At 74.8% G+C, this 13127-nt stretch carries 9 protein-coding genes; 4 read left to right on the forward strand and 5 right to left on the reverse strand.

The features are described from left to right. Positions 1 to 7: 7 nt before the first annotated feature. Positions 8 to 1843, reverse strand: coding sequence for a phospholipase C (locus L1885_RS13165; protein WP_235797267.1), 1836 nt, complete (start codon positions 1841 to 1843; stop codon positions 8 to 10). Positions 1844 to 2097: 254 nt separating this feature from the next. On the opposite strand from L1885_RS13165, the gene L1885_RS13170 reads away from it, so the two are divergent. Further along, positions 2098 to 4746 carry a polysaccharide lyase family 8 super-sandwich domain-containing protein gene (locus L1885_RS13170; RefSeq protein ID WP_235797268.1) on the forward strand — a complete coding sequence of 883 codons (2649 nt, stop codon included), beginning with the start codon at positions 2098 to 2100 and terminating at the stop codon, positions 4744 to 4746. Here the strand turns inward: L1885_RS13170 and L1885_RS13175 are convergent. The 3 genes from L1885_RS13175 to L1885_RS13185 form a co-directional block, all read right to left on the reverse strand. Continuing rightward, positions 4676 to 5326 carry a nitrogen regulation protein NR(II) gene (locus L1885_RS13175; RefSeq protein ID WP_235797269.1) on the reverse strand — a complete coding sequence of 217 codons (651 nt, stop codon included), beginning with the start codon at positions 5324 to 5326 and terminating at the stop codon, positions 4676 to 4678. The two genes, L1885_RS13170 and L1885_RS13175, sit on opposite strands and share 71 nt — an antisense overlap. Positions 5327 to 5507: 181 nt before the next feature. Beyond that, the gene (locus tag L1885_RS13180; protein ID WP_372481937.1) at positions 5508 to 7862 is read right to left on the reverse strand and encodes an MFS transporter; all 2355 of its coding nucleotides are present in this window, start codon (positions 7860 to 7862) and stop codon (positions 5508 to 5510) included. 667 nt (positions 7863 to 8529) lie between these two features. Then, positions 8530 to 8997, reverse strand: coding sequence for an SRPBCC family protein (locus L1885_RS13185; protein ID WP_235797271.1), 468 nt, complete (start codon positions 8995 to 8997; stop codon positions 8530 to 8532). 173 nt (positions 8998 to 9170) lie between these two features. On the opposite strand from L1885_RS13185, the gene L1885_RS13190 reads away from it, so the two are divergent. Continuing rightward, positions 9171 to 10262 (forward strand): Rv2578c family radical SAM protein, encoded by a 1092-nt coding sequence (locus L1885_RS13190; RefSeq protein ID WP_235797272.1) that lies wholly within the window; start codon positions 9171 to 9173, stop codon positions 10260 to 10262. A 182-nt stretch (positions 10263 to 10444) separates the two neighbouring features. After that, a complete protein-coding gene (locus L1885_RS13195) occupies positions 10445 to 11038 on the forward strand; it encodes a GNAT family N-acetyltransferase (protein WP_235797273.1) in 594 nt (197 codons plus the stop codon). Here the strand turns inward: L1885_RS13195 and L1885_RS13200 are convergent. Next, positions 10951 to 11562 carry a HEAT repeat domain-containing protein gene (locus L1885_RS13200; RefSeq protein WP_235797274.1) on the reverse strand — a complete coding sequence of 204 codons (612 nt, stop codon included), beginning with the start codon at positions 11560 to 11562 and terminating at the stop codon, positions 10951 to 10953. The genes L1885_RS13195 and L1885_RS13200 overlap by 88 nt on opposite strands. Positions 11563 to 12214: 652 nt before the next feature. Between L1885_RS13200 and L1885_RS13205 the strand changes: the two genes are divergently transcribed. Then, a partial coding sequence (locus L1885_RS13205; RefSeq protein WP_235797275.1) for a 3-hydroxyacyl-CoA dehydrogenase family protein occupies positions 12215 to 13127 on the forward strand: 913 nt, incomplete at its 3' end.

Here is a 13127-nt window from a genome sequence, read left to right on the forward strand (position 1 = left end):
CGGCCGGTCAGCCGCCCGCGGTGGAGCGGCGGCGCAGGGCGACGGCCGCGACGGCGCCCACCACCAGGGCGCCGCCCAGCGACACGGCGAGCCACGGGAGGTGACCCCCGCCCGGGGCCGTCATGCGCAGCGCCGCGTTCTGCTGCCGGAGCCCCGCGATGCTCGTCGCGACCGGCGCGACGGCGCGGACCGGGCCGAGGGAGCGCACCGAGCCGTCGGTGTTCAGCACCAGCTGCTTGTCGTTGGGGTGACGGAAGTCGAACATGCTCGCCAGGCTGCCGGCCCGGCGGTCGAAGGAGTGGTCCCCGATGTCGCGCGTGCCCCAGTTCTGCTCGATGAACCGGGTGATCGACGCCTGCTCCGTCCTGGTGTGGTCGATGTGGTTGACCTTGCTGTAGGGGGAGATGACCATCAGCGGCTGCCGGGCGCCGGGTCCGCACCGGTCCTTGTACCCGCCCGCGGCGGGCGGCCCCGACTGGCACATGGGGCTGTCCGTGGGCTTGCCGGTCGACGAGGGCGTCGAGTCGGTGGAACCGTTCAGCACGGGCGAGGCGACGTGGTCGTACCAGCCGTCCGAGTCGTCGTAGGCGATGACGACGGCCGTGTCCTTCCACTGCGGCGACTGCTGGATCGCGTTGATCTGGCCGACGAGGAAGTGCTGTTCGTCGATCGGGTCGGAGTAGCCGGCGTGGCCGTCCTGGTAGGAGGGGGCCTTCAGGAAGCTCACCGCCGGCAGCTTCCCGGCGCGCAGGACGGCGTCGAAGTCGGTGAGGTCGTAGTTGTGGTTGGCGCGGCCGTCGTGGCCGATCTCCGCGAGCGAACGCGGAGCCAGGTGGTGCGGGTTGGCGGTGCTGCCGTAGTACTGGAACGGGTCGTGGTGCGGGCTGTAGTCGACGGACGACGCGCCGCCGACGTTGGCGTGCGTGGTGCCGGTGCAGCCGGCGTGGTGGGCCGGGTCGCCGTCCCAGGGGGTGCTGGGACGGAAGCCGCCTTGGAACCAGCCCCAGCTGACGCCCTTCTCGTTGAGCCGGTCGCCGATGTTCTTGCCCGTGAGCATCGCCAGCGAACTCTTGCTGGTGTGGTCGCTGTTCGAGCAGTCGTCGAACGCGGGGTCGGGGTCGTTGATCAGCGTCCCGACGCCGTGCGCGTCCGGGGAGGCCACGGCGGCCGGGTCGGGCTTCGCCGTGCGCCTCGGATGCTCGGTGGAGGCGGCGGGGTCGGTGGAGACGACGCCGTGGGTCTGCCCGGAGACCAGCTCGATGGCGCCCGGCGTGGAGGGCCCGTACGCGGAGCCGAACGAGTTGTCGTTCAAGGCGTAGTGCTGGGCGTAGTTCCACAGCGCCGTGACCGTGTTGCCGTCGTAGTAGTCCATGACGAGGCCCGGCTCGTAGTACAGGTTGCCCGAGCAGCGGCCCGAGTCCGTGTTCTGCACGAACATGTCGGCCTTGCCGTTGTTGTAGGCGTACTGCTCGCGGTCGTAGTCGTGCCGCTGGTCGCAGGTGACGGCCTGGTCGGGCCCGAGGCGCTTGGGCGGGTACTGGTTGGGGTTCTTCGTGAGCAGACCCGCCGTGCGCAGGTTGTCGATGCCCCGGGGGGTGCGGTGCGAAGGGGCGAAGTGCGTGCCGTCGGTGTTGGCGGCCTGCGGGTAGGTCGCGAAGTAGCGGTCGAACGAGATGTTCTCGTCGAAGAGGACGACCAGGTGCTTGACGGGCGTGGCGCTCCCGCCGCCGTGGCCCGCCGGTGCCGCCTGCGCGCTTCCGCCGGTCGCCAGCGTGGCGAGCGCGGCGGCGCCGAGCCACGCGCCCCACCTCCGGGCACGCGCGGTCCTGCCTGTCCAGCCCATCCGGATGGCCCTCCGTTCCTTGCGGGTGACGCGAACATGAAATGCAGATGAACGCCGAGAGTCTGCCGAAGGAACGGCGCGGTGGCCAGACGCCGTACCGCGATCGGCCCGTCTTGCCCCGACCCGTCCCCCCGGCCGGCCCACCCGCCCGGACCCGCGCGGGCGGAGACCCGCGCCCCCGGCCCCGTTGACATGCTCAGGTACGGTTGGTGGTATCGGGCCCGACGCCTTCCGCCCCCCACTGGAGCGTTCCCGTGCCGATCTCGCGCCGCACTCTCCTGTCCCTGGTCCCCTCGCTGCCGGCGGGAGTCCTGAGGGCGGCCGCGGCCCGGTCGCCGGGCGCCGCCCTGCCGTCGGCCGCTTCGCCCGCGGGAGTTTCCGCGGGTGATCCGGGCGTCGTCGCGGCGAACACCCTCGCACTGCTGGCCGGGACCTCTCAGACCTCCGCGCGGCCGGAGGCCGCCGCCCGGCTCGCCGCCGTCGAGTCCACCGCGCGCGGCCGGCTGGCCGCCCTGGACGCCGCCGGCGACGGCGAGTTGTTCCGGGGCCTGCCGCTCGGCACCAGCGACCCGAACCTGTCGACGACCTACCAGTACCTCTGCGACACGGCCCTGGCGACCCGCGTGCCGGGCCCCGCCGGATCGACCCTGCGCGGGGACACGGCCGTCCAGGACCGGGTGATCGACGCCCTCGCCCGCCTGTACGACGACTACTACGGCGACCAGTCGCGCGGCTACTACGGCAACTGGTACACGTGGGAGATCGGCATATCCACCTCGGTGAGCCGCGTGCTCGTCCTGCTCGCCGACCGGCTCGCGGCCCGCCGCCCGGGCCTCGACGCCGCGTACGTGGCCGCGATGGACGGTTATCTGCGCAACGGCAAGAACGGCGACGTCGACCTCGACTCGCGCTTCCACACCGGCGCGAACCTCGCGGACATCACCACCAACCGCATCCTCCAGGGCAGCGTGCTCGCGGACTCCGCGAGGATCGCCAAGGCCGTGCGGGACCAACTGACCGTGCTCGCCACCGTCGACCCGTACCGCCTCAGCCACGGCGTGACGGACGGGTTCTACGCGGACGGCTCCTTCCTCCAGCACGCCTCGGTCGCCTACACGGGGTCGTACGGACGGGACCTGCTGAGCAGGGTCGTGGACACCGTCACCGTCCTGGACGGCGCCGGATACGCGGACGTCGCGGCGATCGTGTCCGTCGCACGGGACTGGGTCGCCCGCTCGTTCGCCCCCGTCGTCTTCGAGGGCTGGATGATGGAGATCGTCAAGGGCCGGGGGGTGTCCCGCGCGGCCTCCGGCTACGCGGACGCGGCCTCCGTCGTCGAGTCCGTCGTCGGCCTCGGCACGTACGCGACCGGGGCCGACGCCGCCGCACTCGACGGCTACGCGCGCTTCCTGCACGACGCGTCACCCTCGCCCGTCGCCCCCGGGTCGTTCCTCTCCCCCGTGCGGGCCGTGCGCTACGCGGGCCTCCTGGCCGATCCCTCGGTCGTCGCGCGGGACCTGGCGGCGGGCCCGCGCAACGACGCGTTCTGCGCGATGGAGCGCACCGTCCACCGCCGGCCGGGGTGGGCCTTCGCCCTGGCCCGGACCTCGCGGCGGGTCAGCGCGTACGAGTACATGAGCGGCGAGAACCTCATGCCCTGGTTCCAGGGGTCCGGCGCGCACCAGCTCTACCTCTCGGGCCAGGACCAGGCGCGCCGCCACGGCGTGGACCACCTGGTCACCGTCTCCCCCTACCGGCTCGCGGGCGTGACCGCCCCGGTCGAGACCCGCGCGAGCGTGCCCGAGCTGTACGGCAGCCAGTGGTTCGACGATCCCGGGGCGGGGTTCACGGCCTCGTCGGACTCCCAGAACGCGTACGTGTACTTCCCCGTGTCCACCGACTCCTGGTCCGGCGGCGCGAGCGAGGGCGGCTACGGCGCGGCCGGACTCGTCCTGGGCGAGGACGCGGCCTTCGCGGCCGCCCGCGCGGGGAAGCTGCCCGAGGGGTTCGTGACCTACCGCAACGCACGGGCCGTCACGTCCTGGTTCATGCTGGACGACGAGGTCGTCGTGCTCGTCGCGGGCGCCGGGGACCCGGCCGGACGGGGGGTGACCACCACGCTCGACACCCGCGTGTTCGATCCGGCCGAGGAGTTCACCGTCTCCGCGCGGCGCCGCGACGGACTGCCCTGGGCCGCGGACGGCCCGCCCGTCCCGCTGGCCTGGCTGCGCTGCGCCGACGGCCCGGGCGGCCCGGGCGTCGGCTACGTCTTCCTGGACGGCCCCGCGCCCGTCGTACGGGTGGAGACGGTGACCCGCAGCCGGCGGCTCGTACGCGCCGCCAACCCCGACACCCCCGTGACCAAGCGGGTGTTCTCCCTCGCCTACGAGCAGCCGCCCGGCGCGGCACCCATGTCGGCCGCCCACGCGATCGTCCCGCTGGCCACCGAGGCGCGGCTGGCCGCCTACGGCGCGGCGGACCCGGCCGCCGCCGGCCACCGGGCAGGGCCGAGGATCCTCGCCAACTCCCCGCGGCTGCAGGCACTCGCCCACCCCGGGCCCGGCCTGACCGCCGTCAACTCCTTCACCGGCGGGCGGCACCGCCTGCCGGGCCTGAGTGTCGACGGCCCGGCCTCGGTGCTCGTGCGCAGGCCGGGCGACGGCACGGTCGTCGTCGCCCTCGCCGATCCCACGACCCGGCGCGCGCGCACGGCCCTGACGCTGCACGGCGAGCACCTCGAGGCGGTCGCGGCCGACGAGGGGGTCCGGGTGCGGCACGTGGCGGACGGCACCCTCGTCGAGGCCGGCACCGCCCGGGCGTACGGCCGGACCGTCAGCGTGACGCTGCGCGGGAGCCGCAGGCCGTCCGGGCCGGCTGCTGGGGCCAGTAGCGCAGCGGGGTGACCGGCACCTGATGGCACTGGCTGAATTCGAGGACGGGGTAGCCCAGTTCGAGGACGCGTTCGGTGATGCGCCCCGCGTCGGCCCGCCCCACTTCCTGCAGGAGGTGCGGCAGCAGCGCCGCGAGCCGCGGCGCGTCGGGGAACTGGGCGGGCCGGGCGAAGCCGGGCATGACGCGCGGACCGCGGGACGCCGGACGCGCGCCGCCGCGGGCCAGGCGCCGCGCGTCCGCGGCGAGCACGAGGTGGCCGGCCGGGCGCAGGGGGTAGGCCCACCACAGGACGTCGGCCCTGGCGCCCTCCGGCGAGCGGACCGCGGCCCGGCCGGCCGTCGGCAGGGCTGCGGCCGAGGGCTCGCAGCCGTGCGCGACCCCGGACTCCTCCACGGCGAGCCCGCCGGCGACCGGCATCAGGTCCGCGGCCTGACAGCCCGTCGCCTCCCGGGCGGTGTGGCCGAAAAGCCTCCGTGCGCCCGCCGACCAGTGCGACACGAGGCCGTCGCAGTCCACGACGGCCACGGCGAGCGGAACCCGGCCGGCCGCGGCGACCTGCCGCGCCGTACCCGGCGGAAAACCACTGTCCATGGGGTGAGGACTCCTTCCGTGCCGCCAGGAGATCCGCGGCCCTGGAGACCACGGTACGGCCCGGACGGGGCCCTGAGGGGCCGATTCGGGAAGAGACGTCCCCGCCCGGAGCCACCGATTTCCTGACTGAAATTCAGTCAACCTCCGGAGGCCATCCGGAAGGCGGAGCGGAGTCCCGCGTTCAGTCCTCGTGACCGAGCTGCAGATCGCGCTCCGTGCGCCCCCCGCCCGCTACCTGGAGAACCGTGGCGACCGGCGGGTAACCTGCGGCGATCACCGTGTACTCGCCCGAGGACAGGTCCACGAAGCGGAAGGTGCCGTCGGGGCCCGTGGTGAGCGTGTCCACCACGTTTCCCGCCGCGTCGAGCAGGGTGACGCGGGCGTCCTCGACGGGGCGCCCGCCCGAGGCCCGCACGGTACCGCGCAGGACGGCGCCGCCCGCGAGTTCGATGTCCTGCCGCGTCTCGCGCGAGGACTGCACGCTCACGGGCAGGGCCGCGGGGCGGAAGGCGGGAGCGCTCGCGGCCAGCGTGTACTCGCCGGCGACGAGCTCGCCGATGACGTACAGCCCCTCGCGTCCGCTGCGGGTGGAGGCCACGACCTCGCCGCGCACGTCGGTGAGGGTGACGGCCGCGTCGCGCACGGGCGTCCCGTCGGCGGTGACCACGGCGCCCGCGAGGCGGCCGGCGCCGCCGAGCACGACGTCCAGTTCGACCGCGCGCTCCCCCACCGTGACGGTGACGGCCTGCGGCTGGTGGCCGCCGGCCGCCGCGATCATCACGTACGACCCGGCGCCGGGCACCGTCAGCGCGTAGCGCCCGTCGTCGCTGCTCGCGCCGCGCCCGATCTGCTGGCCCTGCACGTCGATGAGGGTGAGCGCGGCGCGCGGCACGACGGAGCCGTCGTAGTGCTGGACCGTCCCGCAGACGGCGACGCCCGCGTGGTAGGAGCCGGCGGTCGCGTGCGTGGCCGCGTGGGCGGGGGCGGCCGCCCAGCCGGCCGTGTCGTAGCCGGCGGTGTCGTAGCCGGGGACCGCTGCGCGGGCCGCGGGGATGTCGGTGGTCTCGGCGGCGGGGGCGTTGTGGGACACCAGTGGTTTCTCCTTGAGGAAGAAGGCGATCAGCAGGCCGAGGACGAGCACCGGCACGAGGTAGAGGAAGATCCGGGGCATGGCTTCCGCGTACGCGTCGACGTAGGCGTCGCGCAGGGCGGGCGCCAGGGCGTGCACCATCTGCGGGGTGATGGACTCCGGGCTGGGCAGCCCGCCGCCCGCGGGCAGCCGGTCGGCGAGCGCGTGCGCGAGCCGGTCGGCGAAGAGCGTGCCGAAGATCGCGGCGCCGACGCTTCCGCCGATCTGGCGGAAGTAGTTGTTGGCGCTGGTGGCGGTGCCGAGGTCGGCGGGGCGCACGGAGTTCTGGACGGCCAGCACGAGCACCGGCATCACCAGGCCGATGCCGACGCCGAGGACGGCCTGCGCGACGCCCGTCGCGAGGTCGGACGTGTCGGCGCCGAGCCGCGAGAGGAGCCACATGCCGGCGGCGGAGACGGCCGTGCCGAGGAGGGGGTAGAGGCGGTATCGGCCGGTGCGGCTGATGAGCTGCCCCGAGACGATGGAGGCGATGACGACGCCGCCCATCATCGGGAGCATGAGCAGGCCGGACGCGGTGGCGCTGACACCGTCCACCATCTGCAGGAAGGTCGGCAGGTAGCTGGCCGCGCCGAACAGGGCGACGCCGATGACCGCGCCCATCAGGCCGGAGACGGTGAAGACGGAGTCGCGGAACAGCCGCAGCGGGATGATCGGTTCCGCGGCGAACCGCTCCACGACGAGGAACAGGACGGCCGTGCCGAGTGCCCCAGCGCCGAGCCCGACGATGACCCGCGAGCCCCAGGCGTACTCGGTGCCGCCCCAACTGGTCAGCAGGACCAGGCAGGTCGACGCCGCGGCCAGCAGCAGCGCGCCGAGCACGTCGAGCCGGCCGCGGGAGCCGCGCCGCGGGAGTTTGAGCACGAGCGTGACGACGGCGAAGGTGACGAGCCCGAAGGGCACGTTGAAGTAGAAGCACCAGCGCCAGGTCGCGTGGTCGGTGAAGAAGCCGCCGAGGAGCGGGCCGGCCACGGAGGCGAGGCCGAACGCGGCGCCGATCAGGCCCATGTACCGGCCGCGCTCGCGCGGCGGCACGATGTCGCCGATGATCGCCTGGACGCCGATCATCAGGCCGCCCGCGCCGACGCCCTGGACCGCGCGGAAGGCGATGAGTTCGTCCATGGACCGGGACCAGCCGCAGAGGGCGGAGCCCAGGACGAAGACGATGATCGCGAACTGGAAGACGCCCTTGCGGCCGAAGAGGTCGCCGAGCTTGCCGTAGATGGGCAGGCCGACCGTCGAGGTCAGCAGGTAGGCGGTGATCGCCCAGGACATGCGGTCGAGGCCGTGCAGATCGCCGACGATCTTCGGCAGCGCGGTGGCCACGATCATCTGGTCGAGCGCGGCCAGCAGGAGCGCGAGCATCAGGCCGACGAAGACGAGCCGCACCCGGCGGGGATCCCGGGCGTCACCGGCCGGGTCGGCCGCCTGCTCGAATGCGGCGGCGGCCGGCGCGGCCGCCTCGGCCCCGACCGCCCGCGCGCCGCCCCCGGCGGCGGCCGTGCCGTTGTCGGGGGCGGGCGCGCCGTTTCCGGCTGCGGGCTCCTGCCCGGCTCCGGCCTCCCCCGCCGTTTCCTTCACCAGAGTGGTCGTACCGGCCACCTACTGCTCCCCTCGTCGCACCTGCGCGGCGTCATTCCTCGCATTACACGCCAAGCGGGAGCAAGCGAACGAAGCGGCCACGAAGGGGCGGAGAAGGGGGCGCGAGGCGATCGAGGTCGTGCGCCGGGGTGTTCAACTGGGGCTTTCCGCCGGGCGCGCGCCGCGTTCCTACGCGGGGGTCCGCCGGAGAATCCACCCGTATCGGTGACTCGGGCGACTACCGCGCTGACCCGCGCGGAGAGCGCGGGCCCGTCGCGGGCGGTGCGGAGGCTGCGCCGCAGGGCGATACGGCGCGAGTCCGCCCGGACACGCGGCCGGCGGCGGACCGCCGGATGCGTGAGGGCGACTCGCCTAACGGGCGAGGCGGGCCCGGCCCGCCCGCGGACGCGGGCCCCGCGCCGCCGGAACCGGTCCCCGCGCCACCTCGCACAGGTGGCGCAGGACACCCTCCGGATCAGGCGGAGGCGTCTCCGGAGGGCTTGCCCTCGGTCTCCTCGGCGAGCTTCGCGAGGATCTGGTCGTAGATCGCGGCGAGGCCCTTGGGCGCGAACTTCCGCTCGAAGAAGCCGCCGATGCCGCCCGCCCCGTTCCACACGGAGGTGACGACGGCCTTGGAACGGCCCTCGCCCGCGGGCGTGACCACCCAGGTCGTGACCATGGAGGAGTTGCGGTCCTTCTCGACCAGCTGGCCGTCGACCGGCTCGGTCACCTCCAGCAGGCAGTCGCGCACGCGCTTCTCGGTGGCCTGGAGCCGCCAGTGGACCAGCGTGCCCTCGCCGTCGCCGCCGGCCCGGACCTCGTACTCGCTGAAGTTCCCGGGCAGCAGCTTGCGGCGTGTGTCCGCGTAGTCGGCCAGCGCGTCGAACACGTCCTCCGCCCTCGCCGCGATGACCCGCTCCGTCGTGGCTTCGACCTGCGCCATGGCTTACCTCCAGCACTCGGTTCCTGGGTGGGTAGCGCAAGCCAACCACCCCCGCGCTCACCGGCCCAAATCGGGGTTCGGACAGGGCCCGTTCCCGGCCGTCCGCGACCGCCGCGCACGATCAAGGGAACATTTGTTCTATTGTCGGTCGGAGCACTTCCGAGGAGGCACGCATGCGCTGGGACAATCTGGCCGACCGGCCCGCCGCGGGCGGGAGCGGAACCACTCGCGGAACCACCCGCGGGCCCGTGAGCGGGCCCGGCGGAGCCGTCGCGCTCTTCTCCACCGACGCGGTGACGACCAGGACCTTCGACACCCCCGAGTTCCGCGGCATCACGTTCCACGAGGTCAGGGCGCGCTCGATCGTCAACCGCGTCCCGGGGGCGTCGCGCATGCCCTTCGAGTGGACGGTGAACCCCTACCGCGGCTGCTCGCACGCCTGCGTGTACTGCTTCGCCCGCAAGACGCACAGCTACCTGGACCTGGACACGGGCGTGGGCTTCGACTCGCAGATCGTCGTGAAGGTCAACGCGCCCGAACTGCTGCGGCGGGACCTCGCGTCGCCCCGCTGGCAGGGCGCGCACATCGCGATGGGCACGAACGTCGACTGCTACCAGCGCGCGGAGGGCCGCTACGCCCTCATGCCCGGCATCATCGACGCGCTGCGCGAGCGCGCGAACCCGTTCTCCATCCTCACCAAGGGGACGCTGATCCTGCGCGACCTCGGCCTCCTGCGGCGGGCGGCCGCCGTCACCGACGTCGGCGTCTCGGTGTCGGTCGGCTTCACCGACCGGGAGCTGTGGCGCACGGTCGAGCCGGGCACCCCGGCGCCCGAGCGCCGCCTCGACGTGGTCCGGGCGCTGTCCTCGGCCGGGATCGGCTGCGGCGTGCTGATGGCCCCGGTCCTGCCGTACTTGAGCGACGGGCCGGAGCAGTTGCGCGCGACGGTCCGGGCGATCGCCGCGGCGGGCGCGGCGTCGGTGACGCCCCTGGCCCTGCACCTGCGGCCGGGCGGGGCGCGCGAGTGGTTCATGGCGTGGCTGCGGGAACACCACCCCGAGCTCGTCGGGCGCTACGAGCGGCTGTACGCGGGCGGCTCGTACGCGCCGACGTGGTACCAGCGGCGGATCACCCGGACCGTGCACGAACTGGCCGACGAGTACGGGATAGGGCCGAGCGGGCGCTCCTTCCGCATGCCGCTGCCCGAGCGGGAGGACGCGCCGCCCGCGGCGGCCCCGGAGGCGACCCAGCTCACCCTGCTCTGAACCCGGCCCGCGCCGCACGCGGCCGGCCGCCCGCCCGGCCCGCGCCGGACCCGGTCACCGGGGCCCGGTGGCGGCACGCGTCCTCACGAACCCGAAATGACCTGGCAGTCCGGCCGGGCGGGCGGGGATGATGGCGCCATGACTCCTCTCCGGCGGTGCGCGACGCGCGAGCGGGGCGCCGCATGAGCCGCGTCCCGGCCGGCCCTTCCGGCGGTGCCCCTCCGGCCCTCGTCCCCGTGGTCCGCGCGATGACGCTGGAGGACTGTCCCGCCGTCGCACGGGTGCGGGTGGACGGCTGGCGGTTCGCGTACGCGGGCCTCATGCCGGCGGCGCACCTGGCCGCGATGAACGTGGACGCCGACACCCGCAAGCGGCGCGAGCAGTTCCTGTCGGGCGCGGGGCGCGTGGTCAACCTGGTCGCGGAACGCGCGGGGACGGTGGTGGGCTGGGGCTGCTACGGCCCGGGCCGGGACGAGGACGTGCCGGAGGGGTCGGCCGAGCTGTACGCCCTCTACCTGCTGCCGGGGCACGTGGCGAGCGGGGTGGGCCGGGCCCTGACGGAGGCGCTGCTGTCCCGCGCCGCGGCGGATGGCCATCCGCGGATGCACCTGTGGGTGGTCGAGGGCAACTCCCGGGCGCGGCGCTTCTACGAACGGGCGGGCTTCGTCCCGGACGGGGCGGCGGAGCCCTACGAGGTGGCGGGCGTCGAGGTGCCCGAGGTGCGGTACGTGAGGGAGCTGAGCGCCGCGCCGGCCGCCGCGGCCAGCCGGGGCTGAGCGAGCGCGGCCCTCAGCACGGGTTGTGCGCGGGGGTCGCCGAGCGCCCCGAGGCCCTCCACGCAGGCGAGGGCGACCCGCACATGGGCCTCGCCGGGCGCCAGCAGTCCCTCGAGCGTGGTGATCAGCGCGGGCGCGGACTCCGGCGCGCGCAGCGCGGTCAGCAGGCGCACCGGGTGGAGCGCGTAGGCCGTGCGCAGCGAGTTGGTGGCGAGGGCGGCCGCCGCGCGGGCCGTGCGCGGGTCGCCGAGGCGCACCAGCGCGTACGCGGCGGCGACGCAGCGCTCCGGATCGCGGTGGTTGAGCAGCAGGACGAGGGCCTCGAAGGCGCGGGGGTCGCGGGCGCACCCGAGCCTGAAGGCGGCGATCTCCCGGGCCCACAGCGGTCGTTCGCCGGCGACGAGCGCGGCGGCCAGCACCTCGGTGTCGGCCGTGCCCAGCAGGTCCTCGCACGCGGGTGAGCCGCCGGACTCCTCGCGCACCCGGTCGGCGAGCGCCCGGAAGTCCTCGTCGGTGACGTCCACGCGGCTCAGCGTAACCGGCCGCCCGGGCCCGCCGCGGGCACACGGAAAAGTCCGCCACGGGGTCTGGTGCGCTCGTTACCCGTGAGTTAACCTCAGATGAGCGGATGGCCGGTGACGCGGCCACCCCCAGGGCGCCGTCGGTTCGGCGCCCGACCGTGCTCGTGGCGCGGGCGCCGTACGGACACGCGAGGAAGCGTGTCCCGCGGGCGCGACGCGAGGGCCCGTCATGCTCCACCGCCGGCTCCGGCCGTGCGGACCGGCCGACGGGCCGCGGGAGCGCGTGCGGCGCCGTGGCTCCCCCGCCGAGGAACGCGGCACCCCTGCACCGCCGCGCCCGGCCCATGGCTGCCGTTCCGCCGTTCCGCCGTTCCGCCGTTCCGCCGTTCCGCCGTGGCGAGCATGCCCTCGGCGGCCCCCGGCGCGGGCGTCCGGCTCGCCGCCGACTCCGCACACCGCGGCCCCGGTCGCCCCCGGCCCCTCCGCCGGGCGTGCGACGGCGCCCGCCTTTGCGATTTCCCGTTTCCTCGGCTTCTCGATCTTCTCGATTGCTCGACTTCTCGATTGCTCGACGTGACCACGGGACAGGGTCCGTCGGCTCCTCCGGCCCCGCCGCGGGCGGGCCGGTCGCCGCCTTCTCCCGGGAGACATGGTCATGGTCATGGACATCAAGACGGTCGCCGTCTTCGGCCTGGGCACGATGGGTCTGGGTCTCGCCGAGGCCCTGGCCCGCTCGGGCCGCGAGGTCGTCGGCATCGACACCGACCCGGCGGCGGCGGCGCGCGCCGCCGCCGCGCTCGACGCCTCCACCGCGCGGGCCGTCGAGCGGGGCGATCTGACCGAGCGCCGCAGGCGTGCCGCGTCGGCCGGGTTCCGCGCCTTCACCGATCCCCGGGCCGCCGCCGGGGCCGACCTGGCGGTGGAGGTCGTGCCCGAGCGCTACGAGGACAAGCTCGCGGTCCTGCGGGCCCTCGACACGGTCGTGCGGCCGGACGCGATCGTGGCGACCGGCACGAACGCGCTGTCGGTGACCCGGCTCGCCGCCGCCACCGCCCGTCCCGAGCGGGTCGTCGGCATGCACTTCTTCCATCCGGCGCCGGTGATGAGGCTGGTGGAGGTGGTGCGCACGGTCTTCAGTTCCCAGGACGCGCTGGACGCGGTCACCGCGCTCGCCCGCGATCTCGGCAAGGAGCCCGTCGCGGCGGGCGACCGGCCCGGTTTCCTCGCGGACGGACTGCTGCTGAGGTACCTCAACAGGGCTGCCGCGATGCACGAGTCGGGGTACGCCTCGCGGGACGACATCGACGCGGCGATGCGCCTGGGCTGCGGCCTGCCGATGGGCCCGCTCGCCCTGCTCGACCTCGTCGGCGTCGACACCGCGCGCGCCGTGCTCGACGCCATGTACCAGGAGTCGGGCGACCGGCTGGACGCGCCCGCGCCCGTGCTCGGCCGCCTCGCGCGGGCCGGGCTGACGGGCCGCAAGGCCGGGCGCGGCTTCTACGACTACGGGAGCGCCGGGGCCGCCCGAGGCGGCGAGCGGACGGACGCCCCCGCACTCGCGCCGGGCG

The organism is Streptomyces fuscigenes, assembly GCF_021556455.1.
Lineage (GTDB): Bacteria > Actinomycetota > Actinomycetes > Streptomycetales > Streptomycetaceae > Streptomyces > Streptomyces fuscigenes.

Bases quoted from the DNA above. Each gene is read 5' to 3' on its own strand.
- L1885_RS13165 (WP_235797267.1), bottom strand. From the start codon at position 1,843: ATGGGCTGGACAGGCAGGACCGCGCGTGCCCGGAGGTGGGGCGCGTGG.
- L1885_RS13175 (WP_235797269.1), bottom strand. From the start codon at position 5,326: ATGGACAGTGGTTTTCCGCCGGGTACGGCGCGGCAGGTCGCCGCGGCC.
- L1885_RS13185 (WP_235797271.1), bottom strand. From the start codon at position 8,997: ATGGCGCAGGTCGAAGCCACGACGGAGCGGGTCATCGCGGCGAGGGCG.
- L1885_RS13190 (WP_235797272.1), top strand. From the start codon at position 9,171: ATGCGCTGGGACAATCTGGCCGACCGGCCCGCCGCGGGCGGGAGCGGA.
- L1885_RS13195 (WP_235797273.1), top strand. From the start codon at position 10,445: ATGAGCCGCGTCCCGGCCGGCCCTTCCGGCGGTGCCCCTCCGGCCCTC.